This is a genomic window from Cellulosimicrobium sp. EB106-03-01-XG111, assembly GCF_058792115.1.
Window position 1 is genome coordinate 25,289 of sequence record NZ_JBYTEQ010000024.1, and the last position, 20,443, is coordinate 45,731.

Consider the following 20,443-nt stretch of genomic DNA (forward strand, 5'->3'; position numbering starts at 1 on the left):
GACGCGGCCGGTCGCGCCTGCCCTCTTCGGCGTGGACGAGTAGGCCACCCGGTGTCGACAGGCTGAGCGTCCAGCGTTCCGTGCGCCCTATGCGAGCCGTGCGATGTCGAGCCCATCCACTGCGTCGCCGCGAGGACTGAGGTAGGCGGGCCGACGGTGCGCGCACGGTGCGGGGTCTACTTCTCCCGATCCAACAGCCCGTTGACGCGTTCGTTCGCCGGTGGGAGGGTTGAGGTCGGTGTCTGGAAGGACATGATCGAGTCCATGGTGGGCTGCATGATGGTCTGGATCTGGGCCCAGCGGTCGGTGACGGGAGACAGGGTGGTCGTCCCTTCGTCGACGTGGACGGCGAAGGCTTGCGCGTCGACGCCGATCTCTTCGAACGCAGTGATCGCCTTATCGGATGATCCCTTGATCGCGGGGAAGACCCGGGCCTCGCCGGCCATGACGTCCTGGCAGGCGGGGCTGGCGAGGTACTCGACCCAGCGCCAGGCCTCGTCGGGGTTCTCGGTGCCTGCGTAGATCGCGTCGGACAGGCCGTTGAAGACGCTCGCTCGGTGCCCGGTCGGGCCGATGGGCGTCGGGGCGACCTGGACGTCGATTCCCTGCAGCTCGGACATGGCGCGGGCGTTCCAGGATCCCTCGATGAGCATCGCGTACCCGCCTGAGCCGAGGGACTCGATCGTGCCGATGCCTGAGGTCGCGACGGACAGGGGCGGCATGTAGCCCTTGTCGATGAGCCCGCGGTACCAGTCGATCGCCTCGGCGAGGGCGGGGTCGTCGTAGTTGAACGCCGTGGGCCACGGGTTGGTGTCGGCGTAGGTCCATCCGTTGCTGAGCGCGAACGTGCTCCACTGCACCTGGCCGTATCCGCCGCCGCTCTCGTTGTAGCCCATGCCGTAGACGGCGACGCGGTCCTTGTCGAAGCCGGGCTCGTCGCCGCGCACGCCGTTCTCGTCGACCGTCATGTGGGCGATGAGCTGCTCGAACGTGCCGCCGTCCTGGGGGTTCCACTCGAGTTCCCACAGGTCCTCGGGCGTGTAGCCGGCCTCGGTGACCATGTCGGCGTTGTAGAACAGCCCGACCGTGTCCCAGTCCTTGGGGAGCCCGTAGAGGCCGCCGTCCGTGCCGCGCCACAGGTCGACGAGGCCGTCCTGATACTGGTCGAGGTTGAGATCGGATGCCTCGACCCGGCCGGAGATGTCGAGGATCTGGTCGAAGCTCGCGAACTTGCCGAACTGCTGGGCGTGGTCGACGAAGACGTCGGGGGCGCTCTCTGCGACCATGCGCGCCGTGAGCTGTGTCCAGTAGTCGTCCCAGCCGTACTGCTCGATGTTGATGAGGATGTCGGGGTTCGCGTCCTCGAAGTCGGTGGCGCACTGCTGGTAGCCGGGCAGCTGGTTGGCGTCCCACATCCAGTAGGTGATGCTCACCTGGTCACCTGCCCCTCCGGGCTGGGAGGCGCAGCCGGCCGTGAGCGTGAGGGCGGTGGCGGTCGCGGCGGCGAGGGTGGTCGCGCAACGGAGTCGTGCGGTCGCGGAGCGTGCGGTGCGGCTGGTGGTCATGGTGTGCCTCACTTGATCCCGGAGAAGCCGATGGAGCTGACGATGCGCTTGCCGAGCGCGATGAAGAGCAGCACGATCGGCAGGGCCGCGATGAGGGTCGCGGCCATGAGGCCGGACCAGTCCGGGCTGCCCTGCGGCGTCTGGGAGCGGAAGATGCCGAGCGCTACGGTGAGCACGCGCACGTCGTCGCTCTGCCCCACGAGCAGGGGCCAGAAGTACTCGTTCCACGCGGTGATGTAGGTCAGGACGGCGAGCGTGGTGATCGGGGCGCCGGCCATCGGCAGGATGATCCGCAGGAACACGCGGGCCCGGCTTGCGCCGTCGAGCATCGCGGCTTCCTCGAGTTCGCGGGGTATGCCGAGGAAGAACTGGCGCAGGAAGAAGATCGCGAACGGCGTCATGAAGAACGTCGGCAGGATCAGCCCGGGGAACGTGTTGAGCAGCCCGAGTTCCTTGATGAGCACGAAGTTCGGGATCGCCGTGAAGATGCCCGGCACCATGAGCGAGGACAGGAAGATCGCGAAGACCGTGTCCTTCCCGCGCCAGCGCAGCCGTGCGAAGGCGTAGGCGGCCATCGCGGAGAAGAAGACCTGGCCGAGCGTGATGGCCGTCGCGACGATCACCGAGTTGCGCAGGTAGAGCCAGAAGTTGATGCGCCCGCCCGCACCGCCTTGGGCGAGCGACTCCTCGAGCGTCGTGAGGCCGAACACGCGGCGGAACGCGTCGAGCGTGAAGTCGGCCGGCAGGAGGTTGTCGGACTGCGCTGCGAGGGCCCGGTTGTCGGAGAACGCGGTGCGCAGCATCCAGTAGAACGGGAAGATCGTGATGAGCAGGATCACGACGAGGCAGATCCAGCCCACGACGCGTCCCCAGGGGAAGGGTCTCTTCTCGGGTGCGCGTCGCACCGCAGTCGTGGTGAGGCTCTGGTCGTCGGAGGGTGTGGAGAGGGGTGGGTTGGTCGTCGTCGACACGGTGGGCTCCTCCTCAGGCGTTGTCCGACTCGTTCGCGCGCAGCAGCCTGAGCTGGGCGAGCGCGACGACGAGCAGGACGGCGAACAGGACGACCGACAGCGCGGACGCGTAGCCGAAGTCGAGCTGGGCGAACGCGAGGTCGTAGATGTAGAGGTAGATGACGCGCGTGGCGTTGACGGGTCCGCCGTTCGTGGTGACGGCCACGGTGTCGAAGATCTGGAACGACCCGGTGACGGTGATGACGAGCACGAGCGCGAGGACGGGGCGCAGCAGCGGGAGCGTGATGGACCGGAACTGGCGCCAGGCGGACGCGCCGTCGAGCGACGCGGCCTCGTAGACCTGGGGCGAGATCGTCTGCAGGCCCGCGAAGATCAGCAGGGCCGTGTACCCCATGTGCCGCCACACGTTGATGAGCGCGATCGTCGGCAGGGCGAGCGCGGGGTCTCCGAAGAACGCCTGCGGGTCGATCCCGACCTTGCCCAGGAGCACGTTCACGATGCCGATCTGGAAGTCGAGCATGAAGAACCACACGAGTGCGACCACGACGTTCGCGACGAAGTACGGCAGGAGCGCCATGCCGCGCACGAGGATCGAGCGGGTCATGCGCTGGAGCAGCATCGCCAGGCCGATCGCGACGACGGTCTGGATGACGATGTTCACCACGACGTAGTAGCCGGTGACGCCCATCGCGTTCCAGAACAGCGGGTCGTCGACCAGTCGGCGGTAGTTGTCGAGCCCGACGAACTCCGCCGGGGCGAGCACCGAGTAGTTCGTGAAGCTGAACCACGCCCCGCGCACCGTGGGCACGAGGTAGAACACCACGAACCCGATGGTCGCCGGGATGAGGAAGATCAGCGCGGTGCGCAGGTCGCCCCGGCCGCCACCGGCAGAGCGCCGCCGTCGACCGGTCGGTACCGGGGTTGTTGATGCCGGACGGGCCGGCGGTGTCACGACTGCCATGTCGGTTACTCCTGTCGCGTCGTCGCGAGGTGAGGGAACGGGAGTGCTGGGGCGCTGTCCGGGGCCGACGACGCGCCGGCCCCGGGCGCAGAATCAGACGGCCGTGAGGTGCAGCAGGACGGTCCGCTCGGGGAACTGGTTCGGGGCCTGGAGACCGGCGACGGCGAGCGTGCGACCGGACAGGCGGGTGTCCTGCGTCCACCACGGCGGGAGCGCCTCGCCGTGGCCGGGGACGACCTCGTCGCCCGGGGGCAGGGGCCGCACGTCGTAGGTGGCGTCGGGGTCGAGGCCGGGCAGGCGCACGCGCCCGGGCGGCGCCCAGACGCCGGTCGCGACCTGCACGACGGCGAAGATCGCCTCGCGCGCGTCGGTCGCCACGACCCCGTGCACGCGCAGCGCGGGGTCCGGGTCGTCGGCGCGCACCGTGCGCCCGTGGTGCAGGAGGTAGCGGTGCTCCTGGTACGCCTCGACCCAGCGTGCGACCTCGGCCCGCTCGTCGTCGGTCGCGGACGTCAGGTCCCACTCGATACCGAGGTGGCCGAAGAACGCGGTCGCGCCGCGGAAGCTCAGCTCGTGGCGCCGACCGGTCGTGTGCGAGACGGGCGAGCCGATGTGCGACCCGAGCATTTCGGGCGGGACGAGCAGACCGGTGCCGGCCTCGATCGTCTGGCGCTCGAGGGCGTCGATGCAGTCCGACGTCCAGATCCGCTCGGTCCGCTCGAGGATCCCGAGGTCGGCACGGCCCCCACCGCCCGAGCAGGACTCGAACTCGACGCCGGGGTGCGCGGCGCGCAGGGCGTCGAGCAGCCGGTAGGTCGCGAGCGTCTGCGCGTGCACACCCGCCGCGCCCGAGGCACTGTGGCCGGCCTCGATCAGGTCGCGGTTGTGGTCCCACTTGACGTACCCGACCGGGTACTCGGTCAGGATCGCGTCGATCTGCCCGAACACGTGATCCCATGCCCCCGGGTGGGCCAGGTCGAGCACCTGCTGGTGGCGCGCCTCGGGCGGGAGCCGGTTCCCGGTCTGCAGGATCCACTCAGGATGCGCACGCGCGAGGTCGGAGTCGGGGTTGACCATCTCGGGCTCGAACCACAGGCCGAGCTCCAGGCCGAGGCCCGTGACGTGGTCGGCGAGGGGGTGTAGACCCTCGGGCCACACGTCGGCGTCGACGGTCCAGTCGCCCAGACCCGCGGTGTCGTCGCGGCGCCCGCGGAACCAGCCGTCGTCGAGCACGTACCTCTCGACCCCGGCGGCCGCGGCCGCGTCGGCGAGCGCCTTGAGCCGCTCCAGGTCATGATCGAAGTACACGGCCTCCCACACGTTGATCAGCGCCTTGCGCGGCGTGCGCGGGTGCTGGGGACGCGAGCGCAGGTAGGCATGGAAGCGGTGCGAGAGCTCGTCGAGCCCGTCGCCGTACGATCCGTAGACCCACGGGCTCGCGTACGACTCCCCCTCGGCGAGCCGGACCTCGCCCGCGAGCAACAGCTCGCCCGCGCCAAGCACGCGCACACCCTGCGGCATGGCCTGCTCCGCGAACGTGCGCGTGTTGCCCGACCACGCGACGTGCACACCCCAGACCTCGCCCGAGCGGTACCCGAACCCGCGCCGGCCCGCGGTCAGCAGCAGCGTTCCGTCGTGGCTGCGCGCCCTGCGGGACTCACGCAGGTGCGTACCCGCGACGAACGCGTGCCGCTGCGGGCTGCGCTCGCGCAGGTGACGACCGGTGAAGTCCAGGATCTCGTCAGCCTCGCGCGGGACCGGCAGGGCGACGTCGAGGCCGCTCACCGTGAACACGGCACCGCCGAGGTTCGTGATCTCGGCGCGCGTGCGCACGAGCCCGTCGGCGAGCAGCTCGAGCTCGAGTACCAGACCGAGACGCGCCGCCTCGTCGTGCGCACGGGCCACGACGCGGTGGGCGACGGGCGCACCGTCCCGGTCAATCCCGTGCGCGACCTCGACGTCGGTCACCGCGAACGCGGTCGAGAAGTCGGCCCCGTCGCGGTGGCCGGTCACGCCCGGCGTCCCGAGCCAGCCCACCGACTGCTCGGGCAGCAGGGACAACTGGACCGGCTCATCGGTCGTGCCGGACGCGACAGGCGGGACGCTCGTCGCGGCCAGCGCCTGGAGCTCGGACACCGACACGTCACCGAGATCCGCACCCCAGTGCAGGACCCGCGGCAGGCGGCCTCCCGACGTGTCGAGCACGAGGCTCACACCGGCCGCACGCAGGTGCAGCAGGCCAGGCGTGGTCGAGTGGGCATCGGGTGTCGTCGTGCTTGCGGACGTCTGCGTCGTCATGCGGGACCTCTTCGTCGGTGTTGCTACCAGATTATTTCTACGGCAAAACTATTATGGGTGTCAAGCACCCTCGGGTCCGCAGATCCAAGGCCGCCTTGATGCAGAGTTATTTCGCGGAGTGAACTTAATCGCCGCACTTCGTTGCGCCGCGGAACGTAATGGGCCACAGTGGCCGTGTGACTCCAGGCCCGTGGATCCCGCTCAGCGGTCCCGCCCACCGCATCGCGCTCGATGTGCTCCTCGACGGCCCGCTCTCGCGCGCCGAGCTCTCGCGACGGCTCGACCTCTCGGCGGGGAGCCTCACGCGTCTTACCAAGCCGCTGCTCGACGCGGGGCTCCTCGTCGAGGTCGAGGACCCGGCGCCCGGGTCCCGGGTCGGGCGCCCTTCTCAGCCCCTCGACGTCGTGGCCGGCGCGCACCACTTCGTCGGCGTGAAGCTCACCGGAGACATGGCGCACGGCGTCCTGACGACGCTTCGTGCCGACACCGTCGCCACTGACGACCTTCCGCTCACCGACCACTCCCCCGGCGCCGTCGCCGAGACCGTGGCACGCCTCGTCGCTGACCTCGCCGCACGCGCACCGCACGACGTGACGGCGGTCGGGGTGAGCCTCGGCGGTCACGTCGTCGGGGCGACGGACGTCGTGCGTGCGCCGTTCCTCGACTGGGCCGACGTGCCCCTGGGCACGATGCTCCGTGAACGCACGTCCCTGCCGACGGTCATCGCCAACGACGTCACCGCGCTCACCGAGGCGACCCACTGGTTCGGCGCCGGCCGCGGAGCGGCGACCTTCGCCCTCATCACCCTCGGCGCGGGCGTCGGGTTCGGCCTCGTCGCGCACGGCCGCCTCGTGACGAACGACGACGCCAGCCTCGGCCTCGTCGGCCACCACCCCCTCGACCCCGCGGGCCCGCCATGCTTCCTCGGGCACCGCGGCTGCGCGACCGCGATGCTCGCGATCGGCTCCATCACCGCCCAGATCTCGATCGCGCTCGGCCGCCCCGTGGGCTACGACGAGGCCCTCGACCTCGCCCTCGCGGGCGACCGCGCCGCACGACGCGTCGTGGACGACGCCGGACGTGCACTCGGACGCCTCGTCGCCGCCGCAGCCAACTTCACCATGCCCGACCGGATCGTCCTCGGCGGTGAGGGCGTCCGGCTCGCAGACGTCGCGCACGAGGCACTGCTCGATGGTCTGCACAGCGACCGCGACCCGCTCGCGGGCGACCCCCAGATCGCCACGCTTAGCCCCTCGTTCACCGAATGGGCGAGCGGTGCCGCCGTCATCGCGATCCAGACGTTCGTTCTCGGTACCTGAAACGCCCCACCGCCCGTCCGGGCGGCAGCGACGGATGCGCATCCGCCGTACACCCCGGAGTCACAGGTGACCCTGCCTGACGGCACGTGCACCGAGGGCAGCGACCTCGAGATGAACGCCACGGCCGAACCGGTCGACATCACCGCACCGACGTTCGAGCTGCCCGGTCTGGACGACGGGAGCCTCTACGGCGTCGGCGGCACGATCGACTTCGACTTCACGATCGACGACCCAACAGCCACAGTCGTGGCCACTCTCGACGGCGAACCGATCGACCTGTCGGTCCCGCTCGAACTCTGGCGGCTCGAGCTCGGCCAGCACACCCTGGTCGTCACGGCCACGGACCCGGCGGGCAACACCACGACGCAGACCTTCAGGTTCTACGTCAAGACGTCGCTGCGTGACCTCGATATCCTCCTGCGCCACTTCGAGGAGTCCGAGATCATCCAGGGCAGAGACGTCGTCCAGCTGCGGAACACCCTGTTCCGCGTCCGCGCCGCCGAGGCACGTGGCAACAACCGCCACGCCCTCGTGCACCTCGAACGGTTCAGCACCCGGGTTGACCGGCGCGTCGACGACGAGGCCGCCTCGGCCGCACTCATCCGCAGCGTCGATGCCATCACCGTGGAGCTCGGCGGCACGCCTCCCGGCGCCGACGCGCAAGACCGTCGCAGCCTGAAGGGCCTTGCTGTGGACCCGAGCGAGGGACGCAGGCTGCTGCGCGACTAGCTCGAACAAGCCGGGGCACGGGCCATCACGACCCGTGCCCCGGCTCGCGTCACGTACAACGGATGAGCGTCAAGCGGTTTGAACCCGTGAGCGGGCAGGCAACGGCCGGGGGCCGGTACCGGAGCTCTCGCGGGGAGTTCCCCTAACTTCGCGCGGCCACGCGCGACATGCAGAGCTGCAGGTACACGAGGGAGGCCCTCACAGAGTCTCCCTCTCTCGGGACGCGACTGATGGAATCGGTGGACAGACCAGGAGTACCCCCCTCGAAGGACCCCAATGCTCGACACCGCAGCCGCCATCACCGAGGCCACCACCCTTTTCGACCCCATCTTCCTCGGGGAGATCCGACTCGCCAACCGGGTCGTTATGGCCCCAATGACCCGCCTGCGTTCGGGTCCGTTCGGCGTCCCCGGGGAGCTGCTCGTCGAGCACTACCGGCAGCGTGCGAGTTTGGGGATGATCGTCACCGAGGGCACCTACCCCAGTCGTGAGTCGCAGGCCTATGTCGGCCAGCCTGGTATCGCCACAGACGACCAGGCGGCAGGGTGGGTGCGCGTCGCCGACGCGGTGCACGCCGAGGGCGGTCGTATCGTGATGCAGCTCATGCACGGGGGTCGCACCGCCCATCCCGCTGTCAACGGTGGCCGTCGCGTGATCGGCCCCAGCGCCGTCGCCGTCAGCGGGCAGCTGCACACCGCGGACGGCAAGCAGGCTTTCGTGGCGCCCGAGCCGATGACCTCCGACGATCTGCGCCTGGTGATCGACGAGCACGTCGCTGCGGCCCGTCGTGCGATCGCGGCGGGCATCGACGGTGTCGAGATCCACGCTGCCAACGGCTACCTCCTGCAGCAGTTCCTCTCCCCTGCCTCGAACCTCCGCACCGACGAGTACGGCGGTTCGCCGGAGAACCGTGCCCGCTTCGTCGTCGAGGTCATCACAGCCGTCGTCGATGCCGTGGGTCCTGGACGTGTCGGAGTCCGGATCTCACCTGAGCACGGCTACCAGGACACGTTCGAGCCTGACCGGGCGGATGTGCTCGCGACCTATGGCGGCCTTCTCGATCAGTTGCAGGAGCTCGGCCTCGCGTATCTCTCGGTGCTGCACCATGACCCGGTCGGTGCTCTCGTCCAGGAACTCGCCAGACGTTTCGACGGCCCGCTAGTCATCAATAGCGGCTTCGCCACCGTGACGTCGCTGATCGAAGCCGAGCAGCTTCTCCGAGCACCTTTCGTCGACGCGGTCGCGGTGGGGCGCGCGGTGATCGCCAACCCTGACCTCGTCGAACGATGGCAGGGCGGTCACCCGCAGAACGAGCCGCGCCCCGAGCTGTTCTACACGGACGCCGCCGAGGGGTACACAGACTATGCGTTCCTCTTGGCGAGCTGACCGGATCGAGGAAGCGCCTCCCCCCCTTTTCAGTCCGCAGCGGCGGGGCTGGCCGGTGTGCTCGGCGCAGCGCCACCCTGTCGAGGCTGCTCGTCCGAGCCGGTCCAGGAAGCAAGGAGCGTCAGCCCGTCGGCGCTGGCACTGCCGGGCGTGGCCGTGTACGTGGTGATGGTGATGTGCGGGTCGCCGGGCAGGGCGAAGTCGTTGTAAGCCAGCTCTAGTCGTCCCACTTCGGGGTGGTCGATCACCTTGCGCCCCCGGGTGTGACGCCTGACGTCGTGCTTAGCCCACCGACTGGCGAAATCGGCGCTGCGGGTGGAGAGCTCACCGACGAGCTCGGTCGTCCTGTGATCGAGAGGGTCTCGTCCGGCGGTGGCCCGCAGGACGGCGACGATGAGGTTCTTCGCGTCGTCCAGGTCGGGGTAGAAGGCGGCTGAACGAGAGTCGAGGAACGCGAATCGTGCGAAGTTCGGGGGTCGCTTCGCGCTGTCGAACAGGACCGCGTAAAGGGCGCGACCTAGCTCGTTGGCAGCCAGGACGTCCAGGCGCTGGTTCTGCACCACGGCGGGCACACTCATCGACTCCAGCACCTGCCGCACTGACGCGTCCACGGACCCCGAGCGCGGAGCCTGCTTCGGGCGCTGCCCGGGCGCGACGTTGCGGGCGAGGTCGTACAGGTGGGCGCGCTCGTCGTCGTTGAGCCGGAGCACGCGGGCGATCGCCTCGAGGACGCTCTCGGAGGCTCCGCCGATCCTGCCGCGCTCCATGCGCGTGTAGTACTCCACGCTGACGCCGGCGAGCATCGCAACCTCTTCGCGCCTCAGCCCCGGTACCCGGCGGTCGCCACCGACACAGGGCAGGCCCGCCTGCTCGGGCGAGACGCGCGCCCTGCGCAACATGAGGAAGTCCCTGATCTCATCCTGCATCTCCATGTCATCCACGCTACGGCGGAGCATCCCCGAGTGGGGGTCCCTGACAGTGCCTGCCGCACGAGCGGCGCCCGGCGGAGCATGGAAGAAGCAGCACAGGGCCGCGCCGTGCTCTCGCGCGGCGCAGCGAACGGAAAGGACACGCTCATGGCCTCGTGGCCTACGGACATCATCGAGGAGATCGCTACGACCGACGACCTCCACATCGCCCCGTACCACCCCGACGGCAGGACGACGGGCACCCCCACCTGGATCTGGTCGGTCGTCGTCGAGGGCCGGGTGTTCGTCCGCGCCTGGAACGGCGTGCGCGGCCGCTGGTACCGCTCCGCGATCGCGCAGCGCGCCGGAAAGATTACCGCCGCGGGTCGCGAGCACGAGGTGGAGTTCGCCCCGATCACGAACGAGGCACTGAACCAGCGGATCGACCAGGCCTACCGCGAGAAGTACGCGGGCAGCACGTACCTGCCCCCGATGGTCTCGCCAAGCCCGAAGGCCGCCACGGTCGAGATCACGCCGCGCGACGCACGCTGACCACCACATCCGAAGGAGAACACCCCCATGGAGATCGCCGTCCTCGGCACCGGCCTCGTTGGCCGCCTCCTGGCCGCCAAGCTTGACGCCCTCGGTCATGACGTCGTCGTCGGAACCCGCAACCCGCAGGCGACGCTCGCACGCACCGAGTGGAGCAAGACCGGCGACGTCGACACCCCGCCCTACGCCCAGTGGCAGGAAGAGCACCCCCGGATCCGGCTGCTGCCCTTCCCTGATGCCGGCGCGCATGGCGAGGTCGTCCTCAACGCGACCGGCGGCGCGGCCTCCCTCGCCGCGCTGGAGCAGGTCGGCGCGGAGAACCTCGCCGGGAAGGTGCTGCTGGACCTCGCCCTGCCACTGGAGTTCTCCGAGGGCTTCCCGCCCACGCTGACCGTGGCGAACACCGACAGTCTCGGTGAGCAGATCCAGCGCACCTACCCGGACGCGAAGGTCGTGAAGTCCCTGACCAGCGTGTTCTGCCAGGTCATGGTCGAACCGTCGCGGGTTCCCGGCGAGCACAGCATCTTCGTCTCGGGCAACGACACCGGTGCCAAGGGGACGGTGCGCGCCCTGCTGGAGAGCTTCGGCTGGCCCGCCGAGAAGGTCATCGACCTCGGCGACATCAGCGCCGCCCGGGCCGTGGAGATGTACTCACGGCTCTACTTCACCCTCGTCGGCGCACTGGGCACCTTCGAGCTCAACATCAACGTCGTCCGCTCCAGCTGACGACACCCGAAAGGAACCTCACACATGGACAGCAACGCCACCCTCCCCAGCGTCGGCCAGACCTGGCTCGCCGACCTCGGCCCCGACACCCCGCTCGGCCACTTCACCGTCGAGATCACCTTCGAGACCGAGACGCGCGTGAGCTTCCTCGTCACCGGCGGCGCGATCGAGGGGCGCACCGAGACGATGAATTACACCACGACCCAGGTCCGCGACGGCCTCTACGTCGTGCGGTGGACCGAGCCGGACTCGAACGACCACGTCACCCACATCGAGGACTACACCAACGGGGCGTGCATGGCCTCCTCCGTCATCGGCGGCGAGTTCGTCCAGCTGCACGGCACCTGGACCCGCGTGCGATGAGAACGCAAGGGACTTCGCCCAGATGAGGTGAGAGGTCCCCGGCCGGACCGGCCGGGGACCTCTGTGTGCAGGGTAGTTCTCTGCGGGCCCGTCCATCGCGTAGCCGCCTGGCCGAAAGTTCGGACACGCGATCGACTGCGGCCAGCCGCGAACCTCGCCAGATCCAGCACACAAGCCGACAGCGCGCCTCGTGGGGACCGGACCTCACGGGGCACCCTCAATGTGGCGGAGCGGACTATTTCCCGCTGTAGACCGGGAACGCGCTGGAATCCCCGTAGTCCTTGGCGTGCAGGTCGCGAAGGCCGTCCATGTCCTCGTCGGAGATCTCGAAGTCAACGTCCGCGTTGGACCGCATGTGGTCAGGGTTCGCCGTCTTCGGCAGCGACACCGTGCCGAGCTGCAGGGTGTACCGGATGCACAGCTGCGGGACGCTCACGCCGTACCGCTCGGCCATGGCCTGCACGTCGGGGTTCTTCAGGATCTCCCCGTGCGCGATCGGCGAGTACGCCTCCACGAGGATCTGATTGCTCTGGCAGTACGCCAGCAGCTCCGCAGGCGTGTTGCCTGCGTGGACGAGCAGCTGGTTCACGTGCGGGGTGACCGTGCCGCCTGCCACGATGTTCTCGACGTCCGACACCAGGAAGTTCGAGACGCCGATCGCACGGAGTTTCCCCGCCTTGTGCGCGTCCTCGAGCGCGCGCCACGCTTCGCGATTGCCCTCCGCGTAGTCCCCGCCGCGAAAGTCGTCCCACGGCTGCGGGGCGTGGATCAGCATCAGATCGATGAAGTCCAAGCCCAGCTTCTGGAGCGACTCGTCGATGGCGGCGACCGCGCCGTCGTAGTCCTTGATCTCCGCGGCGAGCTTCGTCGACACGAACAGCTCCTCGCGCGGCACACCGCAGGTGCGGATCCCCTCGCCGACACCACGCTCGTTGCCGTAGGCCTGCGCCGTGTCGATGTTGCGGTAGCCGATCTCCACGGCAGCGCGCACCGCGTCAACGACCTTGTCGTCGTCGATGAACCACGTGCCCAGGCCCAGCTTGGGGACCTCGACGCCGTTCGACAGCGTGTACGTCTCGTTCAGGATGCTCATGCGCTTTCTCCGTTCGTCGGCAGCCGGCCATACACCTCGTCGGTGACCGGCTCGAGCCATTCGTTGCTGACGCCCTCGCCCGGCGTGATGAACGCGAGGTGGGAGAACCACGAATTGGCCTTCGCGCCGTGCCAGTGCTTTGTTCCCGCCGGGACGCGGACCACCGATCCCGGCTCCATGCTGACGGGTTCCTCGCCCGCGGCCTGGTACCAGCCGCTGCCCGCTGTGCACAGCAGGACCTGGTCACCGCCACCGTCGCTGCCGTGATGGATGTGCCAGTTGTTGCGGCAGCTCGGCTCGAAGGAGACGTTGCTGACGGGAACGCTCCCGTCGGTCAGCGGTGCCAGGTAGCTCTGCCCGATGAAGTACTGCGCGTACGCGTCGTTCTTCTGCCCCAACGGGAAGACCTGCTCGAACGTGTCGTCGTCCATCTCATCTCCTTCTGTCTCATGCTCGCCCAAGCGCGGTGTCCGTGCCGGGCAGCGTCCTGGGTCCAGCCGGCAGCCGGCAGCCGGTCGAGGCCGTTCGTCGGCCGTCCGCCGCCTTCGGGGCCCACATCCGAAGCGCGTGCATTGCGGGCGGTGCGCGCGGGTCATGGTGGCCCAAGTTCCAGCGCACCGACGTTGGTCGTTGGTCAATCAGCCAAGGGCAGGTAGCACGCGCACTACCCTCCGACGCCCGTTCCGACTCCGGTTCGCGCTCATCCCTTCAACGTTACGACCGGAGACCGGTGTCAGCCTCTGTGAGCATCCCCGGCTCTCTGGCTTCCGCGCGACACGCGCCGGGCGTTCCATGGATGGTGAAGCACATCAGCGCGACCAAGAGGGAGTACCCGTATGAACAACGAGCAGAGCACGGGCTGGACCGGCGGGCACGACGCGTTCGGCGACTTCGCGCCCGGGCTGGTTCACTACACCGACAAGGTCCTCTTCGACGAGGTCTGGGAACGCGAGACCTTGTCCAAGCGCGACCGCAGTCTCGTGACGGTCGCCGCTCTCACCGCGATGGGCAAGACCGACCAGCTGCGGTTCCACGTCGGCTTCGCCCGCCAGAACGGTGTCACGGAGGACGAGCTGAAGGAGGCGATCCTCCACCTGGCGTTCTACGCCGGCTGGCCGAACGGGATGAGCGCGATGACCGTGGCAAGGGAGATCTTCGGAGGTGAGGCGTAGCGGCATCGCGTCGCCACTGAGTGGTGGGCGACCGGCAGCGCCGGGCCCCGCTGCCGGATTAGCAGCGGGGCTCGGCGCCGTGGTTGCCCGGTGGCCACGGCACGGTGTCCTTCGCCGGTTACGCCGTTCTGTACACCCCATCAGTGCTGACAGCCCCAGCCAGCTTCTGTCAGAGATGTTCGCCGAAGAATCCCGTGAGTCGGTCCCAAGGGATGAGGTCGTTCCGGTCGTAGAGATCGACGTGCCCGGCACCAGGGACGATGTGAAGTTCCTTGGGCTCGGGGGCCTGCGCGAACGCGTCCTCGGTGTAGTAACGCGAGTGCGCGTTCTCGCCCGCGACGAGGAGCAGCGGGCGCGGAGCGGTGAGCTGGATCTGTGCGAGCGGCATGAAGCTGGTGATCGCGCCGAGGCTGGTCAGGCTCAACGGGTGCGAGCGTGGGTGTTGTCCCCGCGGCGTTGCGTAGTACTCGGCGAACTCGTCGGCTGCCGCCTGCTGCGAGGGCTTCAGCGGCACCATGTCCCCTCCCCCGTAGCGCACCTGACCTCCCTGGAACTCGACCCAGCGCTGTTCCGCGGCCTCGGCCAGGGCCAGCTGGCGTTCGGCGATCGTGTTCACCTCGCTCGGGACGGGGGCATACCCAAGACCGTCGCGGTAGGCCCGGCCCATGTCGTACATGCTCACCGTCGCCACAGCCTTGAGGCGCGGGTCGATCTGTGCCGCGCTGAGGGCGAACCCACCGCTGGCGCAGACCCCGATCACGCCGATCCGGTCGCGGGCCACCGTGCGGCGTGTGCCGAGGTAGTCCACAGCAGCGCTGAAGTCCTCCACGAACGTCTCGAGGGACGCGATGTGGCGAGGCCGGCCCCCGCTCTCCCCGTTGTAGGAGGCGTCGAATGCCAGCGTCACGAAGCCGTTCTCGGCCATCGTCTGCGCGTACAGGCCCGACGTCTGCTCCTTCACGCCGCCGAAGGGGTGACCGACGACGAGCGCCGGCGCACGGCCTCGCAGCCGCTTGGGGCTGTACATGTCGGCCACCAGCTCGATGCCGAGCCGGTTGCGGAACGACACCTTCTGGTGGTCGACCTTCCGACTGCGGGGGAAGGTCTTGTCCCACTGCGTCGCCCAACGTCGGGGTGTCTCGGCATGGGCAGCGCCGCCACCAACTGCAGCAAGCGTCCCGGCAGCAACCGCCGCACCGGTCAGCTGCAGGACGTGACGCCGGCGCAATCCGTCGCGGCTTCCTTGCGTGCTCATCGGATCGTGCGACTGGTTTGAGGTCATAACTGGCCTTCCTGGGTCGTGGATCTCTCGACTGACCGCTGCGTCATCGACGTGGGCCCTTGCGATCTGGTCCGACGGGAGGCCGCGCCTCGGCCCCTCCCCGCCCTGTGCGTTGTCGCGACTCCATGCAATCCCGGCCGCGCCACCTGCGGGAGTCCCTGCCAGTACCCCTCTCGACAGAGACTCCCCCCTCTCCCGATGAGCCGTGCACGATGAGGAGACCGCACAGGGCCGACACGGGAGGAACCTCGATGCGACTGCCCCGGTTCGTCGCCGGCGTGGCGATCGTGCTCGCGCTGGGTCTCGCAGGATGCGCCGTGTCGACCCGCGGCGAGAACCCGTCGACCGCGCCCTCGCCGACGGGCTCGGTGAGCCCGCCGGCTGCTACCACGAGTGCGCCTACCCGCCCGACCGTGGAGGACTCCATGAACGACGCCGTTGTCGGCACCGTCATCCGCTTCACGACCGCGTCCGAGGACACGATCGACGTCACCCTCGACGAGGACAACCCCGCGGTCCGTGACCTGCTGTCGATGCTGGCGCTCACGTTGACCTTCGAGGATTTCAACGGCCTCGAGAAGATCGCCTACCCGCCACGCGACATCCAGACCGCAGGTTCCCCGCCCTCAAGCAGCGGCAGCGGCGACCTGGCCATCTACGTCCCCTGGGGGAACATCGCGTTCTTCTGCGCCGGCGAGCGCGGCGAACCCTCAGCCGACATCGTCCATTTAGGAGTGTTCGACGCCTCGGGCGAGCAGCTGGAGGCGCTCGAGCACGGCGAGGTCACGGTCACGGTCCTCGACTGAGCCCGGACACGAACACGAACACGACGAAGGAGGTTCACCCCGATGAAATCCACGAAGAGGTCCTTGGCCACGGCAGTTGGGCTGGCCGCTGCGCTGCTGTTGACCGGCTGCAGCGGTGAAGCCGACCCTGCTGAGACGCCCACGCAGACGCAGTCGGCACCTTCGTCCTCACCGACCCAGAGCGCGGAGGCAACGCCGACCCCGACGGAGGACTCCGACACTGCTGACCAGAGCGTCGTGGGCACCGTCGTGCGGTTCACCGCCGGAGACGCCACCGTCGAGGTGACCATCGAGGAGGACAGCCCCGCCACCCGCGACCTGCTCTCCCGGCTGCCGATGACGCTTGAGCTCGAGGAGTTCAACGGCCGCGAGAAGGTCGCCTACCTTGAGCCAGCGCTGGACTGGGAAGGCACCGCCGGCTCCGACCCCGAGGACGGCGATCTCATCTACTACGTCCCGTGGGGAAACATCGGCTTCTACTACAACACCGCGGGTATCGGGTACTCCGACCAGACGCTGCACCTCGGGACGTACGACGCCACCGAGGAAGAGCTCTCCCGGTTCGAGGGGCAGCAGACGACCGTCGAGATCGTCGACTGACCGATCACCGACGTCCAACGAAGGGAAAGGCAGCCATGAGCGTCACCTACGACTTCACCGGCAAGACCGCGTTCGTCACGGGAGGTGACAGCGGGATCGGAGCCGCGGCATCGCGCGCCTTCGCCGAGTCTGGCGCGAAGGTCGCGGTCGTCGGCCTCCACGAGGAGCAGGCGACGCAGTTCGCCGAGCAGCTGAACGACGAGGGGCACCGTGCCCTCGGCATCGGCTGCGACGTCACCGACGAGACCCAGGTCGCCGCAGCCGTGGCGCGCACCGTCGAGGTCTTCGGGAGCCTCGACATGGCCTTCAACAACGCCGGGATCATGCTGCCCCCGGTCGACTCGGCAGATGAGACCGTGGAAGCGTTCGACCAGATCGTGGCGGTGAACCTCAAGGGAGTGTGGGCCTCGATGAAGCACGAGCTGGAGCAGATGCGCGCACAGGGCTCCGGCTCGATCGTGAACTGCTCCTCGCTGGGTGGCCTCGTCGGCGGTGACGGCCGCACCACCTATCACGCCACCAAGCACGGCGTGATCGGTGCGACCAAGAGCGTCGCCCTGCAGTACGGACCCCGCGGTGTGCGCGTGAACGCGGTCTGCCCCGGCACCATCGCCACCCCGATGGTCGACCGGATGACCGCCGGCGGCGAGCTCGACCCCGAGGGCGCCGTCGCCGCCATCCCGATGGGACGCCTCGGCCGGCCCGAGGAGATCGCCGCTGCCGTGCTCTGGCTGTGCTCCGACGCCGCAAGCTACGTGACGGGCGTCGCGCTGCCCGTCGACGGCGCGTACACCGCGCAGTAGCGCTGGCAGCGAATGCCCGGGAACGGCACGAGAGCCCCGAGGCCCAGGTCTCGGGGCTCTTCGTCGCCGACGGTGTCCGGCCGGCCAGGTCCGCGTGTCGTCTCGGCGTCGTCAGAGGGTGAGCAGCACCTTGGTGGCGCGGCGCTCGTCCATCGCCCGGTAGCCCTCGGCGGCCTCCTCGATCGGCAGCGTGAGGTCGAAGACGACGCCTGGGTCGATCTGATCGGTCATGATGAGGTCGACCAGCTCCGGGAGGAAGCGGCGCACCGGCGCGGGACCGCCGAGCAGGCTCACCGTGGAGAAGAACAGGTCGAGACCATCGATCTCGACTCCGTGGGAGACTCCGACGTAGCCGACATGCCCACCGGGCCGGGTCGCGTGGATCGCCTGCATCATCGACTCCTGGGTACCGACGGCCTCCACGGTGGAATGCGCACCGTAACCACCGGTCAGCTCCTTGATCTTGGCCACGCCCTCCTCACCGCGCTCCTCGACGATGTCGGTGGCTCCGAACTTCTTCGCCAACGCCTGACGCTCGGCGTGACGCGACATGGCGATGATCCGGTCTGCGCCGAGGCGCTTGGCCGCGAGGACAGCCAGGAGCCCGACCGCGCCGTCGCCCACGACGGCCACGGTCTTGCCAGGGCCCGCCTCGGCCGCGACAGCGGCGAACCACCCGGTGCCGAGCACGTCGGAGGCGGCCAAGAGGCTCTTCGTCTGCGCCGGCGTCGGCTCCCCGTCGACCTTCACGAGGGTGCCGTCGGCGAGCGGGATCCGCGCGTAGTCGGACTGGGTCCCAACCGACCCCATCATGACCTGGTGGATGCAGCGCGACTGAAACCCCGCCTGGCAGATCTCGCACGTGTTGTCGGATGCGACGAAGGACCCGACGACGAAGTCGCCGACCGCAACATCGTGGACGTCGTCGCCGACTTCTTCGACCACGCCGATGTACTCGTGGCCCATCGGGGTCGGGCCGTTGACGTCTTCGATGCCGCGGTACGGCCACAGGTCGGACCCACAGATGCAGGCCGCGGTGACACGGATGACGGCGTCGGTGGACTCGACGATGGTGGGCTTGTCGACCTGGTCGACGCGGACGTCTCCGGGCGCATGCATGACGACGGCGCGCATGTGGGTCTCCTTCGTGGTTGTGCTCGTGTGCTGTGTCTCCAGGCCATCATGTAACCGGCGCCCGGCGGGAGGCCCTGTCAGGGACTGCCACCCGATGTCGATCGGCGACTGCCGGGTCGGGGAGGTTTCCGATGAACATGCTCGGCGCTCCTGGCTCGCCGCGATTTCAGCTCACTGCTTGTCGCCGGAGAAGTCTCCAGCGAGGCGGGTGCTTGGCCGTCAAGGCTCCGACGGAACGCCGAGACGTGCCCGTCATCGGGTAGCACGTCGGTGTTGTTCAGTGCGGGCGTCGGGCCGCGGCGCCGCGTCGGTTGCGGGCGGTCAGGGCCATGAAGGCGCACCCGATCCCTATATGGCAGGCCCGTCGATGGAGGTACTGCGAGTGACTCCCACTCGCGCAGGCAGTGACCTAGCGTGAAGTCATGGACAACCGAGCGGAGGTCCGCGAGTTCCTCATCACGCGACGGGAGAAGGTCACCCCTGAAGAGGTGGGCCTTCTGGCGGGCGCGAACCGGCGTGTCAAGGGGCTCCGCCGCAGCGAGGTGGCGTCCCTGGCCGGCGTGAGCGTGGAGTACTACACGCGCCTGGAGCGTGGCGCGATCAGCGGCGCGTCCCCGGAGGTGCTCGAGGCGCTGGCTAGAGCGCTGTGCATGGACGATGCTGAGCGCGCCCACCTGTTCGACCTCGCTCACGCCGCAAGCCCGGTGGCGCGCCCGCCACGCAAGCGCAGCCCGAAGGGCTGGAGGCCGCACACGAGCCTGCAGTGGGTGCTGGACGCGGTCACCGCGGGCCCCGCGTTCGTTCGCAACGGTCGCATGGACCTGCTTGCCGCGAACGCGTTGGGTCGGGCCTTCTACACCTTGGCTTACGACAGGCCCGGGCAGAGGCCAAATCTCGCCAGGTTCACCTTCCTCGACGAGCGCGCCCACGACTTCTACCCGGACTGGGACGCGTTCGCCGAGGTCACCGTCTCGATTCTGCGCACCGAGGCGGGCCGCGACCCGCACAACAAGGACCTGCACGACCTGGTCGGTGAGCTCTCCACGCGCAGCGACGAGTTCCGCCGTCTCTGGGGTGCGCACGACGTACGGCACCACGGAACAGGGTTCAAGACGTTCAGGCACCCGGTAGTGGGTGCGATGACGCTCGCCTTCGAAGGGCTGGAGATGGCCGCCGAGCCGGGCCTCACGCTGACGATCTATACGGCCGAGCCGGGCTCTGACTCAGCCGAGCGGATGCAGCTGCTCGCCTCCTGGACTGCCACCGCAGCGGACGAGGTGCCCGCACTGGCTCCTGGCGGGAAGCGTCGCGAGCCGAGCGACTGACCGACGATTCCTGGCCGGGCTCGAGGGCGTGAGCCGGCCCGAACAACGGAAGAAGACGCCGGTGAAGATCACCTTGAGCCTCGGCGACGAACTGATCACAGGCGAGCTCTACGACAACCCTGTTGCCAACCAGATCGCTGACATGCTGCCCTTCGAGGCTGTGTTCGACGACTTCCACGACCAGGAGAAGCTCGCACCTCTCGGCCGCTCCCTTGTTCTGGACGGCGTCCCAGGTGCGGATGCTCCGCGGCCCGGTGAGATCGGCTACTACGCCTCGGGGGCTTGCCTGGTCCTCTACTACGCGAGCCCCGGCCGGTGGCCGGGCCTGGTCCGGGTGGGCCGGTTCGACCATCCGCTGGAGGCGCTGCGCGCACTTCCTGACGGAACGACGATCCGCATCACCGCCGGGCACTGAGACTTGCGGACTTGGCAGCTCGCCGCGCACCGACG

21 protein-coding genes are annotated in these 20,443 nt (G+C 68.9%); 12 read left to right on the top strand and 9 right to left on the bottom strand.

What is annotated here, in order from left to right; genetic code table 11:
• Positions 1-176: 176 nt before the first annotated feature.
• The 4 genes from AC3WT4_RS17260 to AC3WT4_RS17275 form a co-directional block, all read right to left on the bottom strand.
• A complete protein-coding gene (locus tag AC3WT4_RS17260; RefSeq protein WP_492316027.1) occupies positions 177-1,565 on the bottom strand; it encodes an ABC transporter substrate-binding protein in 1,389 nt (462 codons plus the stop codon).
• Between the two features lie 8 nt (positions 1,566-1,573).
• On the bottom strand, positions 1,574-2,536 hold the full coding sequence (locus AC3WT4_RS17265) for a carbohydrate ABC transporter permease (RefSeq protein WP_492316028.1): 963 nt from the start codon (positions 2,534-2,536) through the stop codon (positions 1,574-1,576).
• Between the two features lie 13 nt (positions 2,537-2,549).
• A complete protein-coding gene (locus tag AC3WT4_RS17270) occupies positions 2,550-3,497 on the bottom strand; it encodes a carbohydrate ABC transporter permease (RefSeq protein WP_492316029.1) in 948 nt (315 codons plus the stop codon).
• Positions 3,498-3,590: 93 nt separating this feature from the next.
• Positions 3,591-5,795, bottom strand: a complete 2,205-nt coding sequence (locus tag AC3WT4_RS17275; protein ID WP_492316030.1) for an alpha-galactosidase — start codon at positions 5,793-5,795, stop codon at positions 3,591-3,593.
• Between the two features lie 176 nt (positions 5,796-5,971).
• On the opposite strand from AC3WT4_RS17275, the gene AC3WT4_RS17280 reads away from it, so the two are divergent.
• The 3 genes from AC3WT4_RS17280 to AC3WT4_RS17290 all read left to right on the top strand — a co-directional run bounded on the left by AC3WT4_RS17280 (position 5,972) and on the right by AC3WT4_RS17290 (position 9,229).
• Positions 5,972-7,114 carry an ROK family transcriptional regulator gene (locus AC3WT4_RS17280; protein ID WP_492316031.1) on the top strand — a complete coding sequence of 381 codons (1,143 nt, stop codon included), beginning with the start codon at positions 5,972-5,974 and terminating at the stop codon, positions 7,112-7,114.
• A gap of 66 nt (positions 7,115-7,180) precedes the next feature.
• Entirely contained in the window at positions 7,181-7,843 is a 663-nt protein-coding gene (locus tag AC3WT4_RS17285; RefSeq protein WP_492316032.1) for an FIMAH domain-containing protein, read from the top strand.
• 276 nt (positions 7,844-8,119) lie between these two features.
• Positions 8,120-9,229 carry an alkene reductase gene (locus AC3WT4_RS17290; protein ID WP_492316033.1) on the top strand — a complete coding sequence of 370 codons (1,110 nt, stop codon included), beginning with the start codon at positions 8,120-8,122 and terminating at the stop codon, positions 9,227-9,229.
• Positions 9,230-9,258: 29 nt separating this feature from the next.
• Here the strand turns inward: AC3WT4_RS17290 and AC3WT4_RS17295 are convergent, their stop codons facing one another.
• Entirely contained in the window at positions 9,259-10,161 is a 903-nt protein-coding gene (locus AC3WT4_RS17295; protein ID WP_492316034.1) for a helix-turn-helix transcriptional regulator, read from the bottom strand.
• 144 nt (positions 10,162-10,305) lie between these two features.
• On the opposite strand from AC3WT4_RS17295, the gene AC3WT4_RS17300 reads away from it, so the two are divergent.
• The 3 genes from AC3WT4_RS17300 to AC3WT4_RS17310 are packed head-to-tail and all read left to right on the top strand — an operon-like array spanning position 10,306 to position 11,778.
• Positions 10,306-10,689: a DUF2255 family protein gene (locus AC3WT4_RS17300; RefSeq protein ID WP_492316035.1), complete on the top strand. Its 384-nt coding sequence runs from the start codon at positions 10,306-10,308 to the stop codon at positions 10,687-10,689.
• 27 nt (positions 10,690-10,716) lie between these two features.
• Positions 10,717-11,415: an NADPH-dependent F420 reductase gene (locus AC3WT4_RS17305; RefSeq protein ID WP_492316036.1), complete on the top strand. Its 699-nt coding sequence runs from the start codon at positions 10,717-10,719 to the stop codon at positions 11,413-11,415.
• Positions 11,416-11,439: 24 nt separating this feature from the next.
• A complete protein-coding gene (locus AC3WT4_RS17310) occupies positions 11,440-11,778 on the top strand; it encodes a MoaF-related domain-containing protein (protein WP_492316037.1) in 339 nt (112 codons plus the stop codon).
• Positions 11,779-12,013: 235 nt separating this feature from the next.
• Here the strand turns inward: AC3WT4_RS17310 and AC3WT4_RS17315 are convergent, their stop codons facing one another.
• Both AC3WT4_RS17315 and AC3WT4_RS17320 read right to left on the bottom strand, forming a co-directional pair.
• Complete coding sequence (locus AC3WT4_RS17315) at positions 12,014-12,871, bottom strand: aldo/keto reductase (protein WP_492316038.1); 858 nt, start codon at positions 12,869-12,871, stop codon at positions 12,014-12,016.
• Entirely contained in the window at positions 12,868-13,302 is a 435-nt protein-coding gene (locus AC3WT4_RS17320; protein ID WP_492316039.1) for a cupin domain-containing protein, read from the bottom strand. Before AC3WT4_RS17320 ends, AC3WT4_RS17315 begins: the two co-directional genes overlap by 4 nt.
• 405 nt (positions 13,303-13,707) lie before the next feature.
• Here AC3WT4_RS17320 and AC3WT4_RS17325 point away from each other — a divergent pair, with 405 nt between their 5' ends.
• Positions 13,708-14,043, top strand: coding sequence for a carboxymuconolactone decarboxylase family protein (locus AC3WT4_RS17325; RefSeq protein ID WP_492316040.1), 336 nt, complete (start codon positions 13,708-13,710; stop codon positions 14,041-14,043).
• Positions 14,044-14,212: 169 nt separating this feature from the next.
• On the opposite strand, the gene AC3WT4_RS17330 is transcribed toward AC3WT4_RS17325, so the two are convergent.
• Positions 14,213-15,325: an alpha/beta hydrolase gene (locus AC3WT4_RS17330; protein ID WP_492316041.1), complete on the bottom strand. Its 1,113-nt coding sequence runs from the start codon at positions 15,323-15,325 to the stop codon at positions 14,213-14,215.
• 425 nt (positions 15,326-15,750) lie between these two features.
• Between AC3WT4_RS17330 and AC3WT4_RS17335 the strand changes: the two genes are divergently transcribed.
• Genes AC3WT4_RS17335 through AC3WT4_RS17345 form a run of 3 tightly spaced genes read left to right on the top strand, consistent with a single transcriptional unit; the run spans position 15,751 to position 17,534 of the window.
• Positions 15,751-16,131: a cyclophilin-like fold protein gene (locus tag AC3WT4_RS17335; RefSeq protein WP_492316042.1), complete on the top strand. Its 381-nt coding sequence runs from the start codon at positions 15,751-15,753 to the stop codon at positions 16,129-16,131.
• A 42-nt stretch (positions 16,132-16,173) separates the two neighbouring features.
• Positions 16,174-16,731: a cyclophilin-like fold protein gene (locus tag AC3WT4_RS17340; protein ID WP_492316043.1), complete on the top strand. Its 558-nt coding sequence runs from the start codon at positions 16,174-16,176 to the stop codon at positions 16,729-16,731.
• A 35-nt stretch (positions 16,732-16,766) separates the two neighbouring features.
• Positions 16,767-17,534, top strand: coding sequence for an SDR family NAD(P)-dependent oxidoreductase (locus tag AC3WT4_RS17345; RefSeq protein WP_492316044.1), 768 nt, complete (start codon positions 16,767-16,769; stop codon positions 17,532-17,534).
• 111 nt (positions 17,535-17,645) lie between these two features.
• Here AC3WT4_RS17345 and AC3WT4_RS17350 read toward each other — a convergent pair whose 3' ends face one another.
• On the bottom strand, positions 17,646-18,668 hold the full coding sequence (locus AC3WT4_RS17350) for a zinc-dependent alcohol dehydrogenase family protein (RefSeq protein ID WP_492316045.1): 1,023 nt from the start codon (positions 18,666-18,668) through the stop codon (positions 17,646-17,648).
• 422 nt (positions 18,669-19,090) lie between these two features.
• Between AC3WT4_RS17350 and AC3WT4_RS17355 the strand changes: the two genes are divergently transcribed.
• Positions 19,091-19,993 carry a helix-turn-helix transcriptional regulator gene (locus AC3WT4_RS17355; RefSeq protein ID WP_492316046.1) on the top strand — a complete coding sequence of 301 codons (903 nt, stop codon included), beginning with the start codon at positions 19,091-19,093 and terminating at the stop codon, positions 19,991-19,993.
• Positions 19,994-20,054: 61 nt separating this feature from the next.
• Entirely contained in the window at positions 20,055-20,408 is a 354-nt protein-coding gene (locus AC3WT4_RS17360) for a cyclophilin-like fold protein (RefSeq protein WP_492316047.1), read from the top strand.
• The last annotated feature ends 35 nt before the right edge of the window (positions 20,409-20,443 follow it).

Bases quoted from the DNA above. Each gene is read 5' to 3' on its own strand.
- AC3WT4_RS17295 (WP_492316034.1), bottom strand. From the start codon at position 10,161: ATGGAGATGCAGGATGAGATCAGGGACTTCCTCATGTTGCGCAGGGCG.
- AC3WT4_RS17330 (WP_492316041.1), bottom strand. From the start codon at position 15,325: ATGACCTCAAACCAGTCGCACGATCCGATGAGCACGCAAGGAAGCCGC.
- AC3WT4_RS17290 (WP_492316033.1), top strand. From the start codon at position 8,120: ATGCTCGACACCGCAGCCGCCATCACCGAGGCCACCACCCTTTTCGAC.
- AC3WT4_RS17355 (WP_492316046.1), top strand. From the start codon at position 19,091: ATGGACAACCGAGCGGAGGTCCGCGAGTTCCTCATCACGCGACGGGAG.
- AC3WT4_RS17315 (WP_492316038.1), bottom strand. From the start codon at position 12,871: ATGAGCATCCTGAACGAGACGTACACGCTGTCGAACGGCGTCGAGGTC.
- AC3WT4_RS17275 (WP_492316030.1), bottom strand. From the start codon at position 5,795: ATGACGACGCAGACGTCCGCAAGCACGACGACACCCGATGCCCACTCG.
- AC3WT4_RS17310 (WP_492316037.1), top strand. From the start codon at position 11,440: ATGGACAGCAACGCCACCCTCCCCAGCGTCGGCCAGACCTGGCTCGCC.
- AC3WT4_RS17305 (WP_492316036.1), top strand. From the start codon at position 10,717: ATGGAGATCGCCGTCCTCGGCACCGGCCTCGTTGGCCGCCTCCTGGCC.
- AC3WT4_RS17300 (WP_492316035.1), top strand. From the start codon at position 10,306: ATGGCCTCGTGGCCTACGGACATCATCGAGGAGATCGCTACGACCGAC.
- AC3WT4_RS17320 (WP_492316039.1), bottom strand. From the start codon at position 13,302: ATGGACGACGACACGTTCGAGCAGGTCTTCCCGTTGGGGCAGAAGAAC.
- AC3WT4_RS17340 (WP_492316043.1), top strand. From the start codon at position 16,174: ATGAAATCCACGAAGAGGTCCTTGGCCACGGCAGTTGGGCTGGCCGCT.
- AC3WT4_RS17325 (WP_492316040.1), top strand. From the start codon at position 13,708: ATGAACAACGAGCAGAGCACGGGCTGGACCGGCGGGCACGACGCGTTC.
- AC3WT4_RS17350 (WP_492316045.1), bottom strand. From the start codon at position 18,668: ATGCGCGCCGTCGTCATGCATGCGCCCGGAGACGTCCGCGTCGACCAG.
- AC3WT4_RS17335 (WP_492316042.1), top strand. From the start codon at position 15,751: ATGAACGACGCCGTTGTCGGCACCGTCATCCGCTTCACGACCGCGTCC.
- AC3WT4_RS17270 (WP_492316029.1), bottom strand. From the start codon at position 3,497: ATGGCAGTCGTGACACCGCCGGCCCGTCCGGCATCAACAACCCCGGTA.
- AC3WT4_RS17260 (WP_492316027.1), bottom strand. From the start codon at position 1,565: ATGACCACCAGCCGCACCGCACGCTCCGCGACCGCACGACTCCGTTGC.
- AC3WT4_RS17345 (WP_492316044.1), top strand. From the start codon at position 16,767: ATGAGCGTCACCTACGACTTCACCGGCAAGACCGCGTTCGTCACGGGA.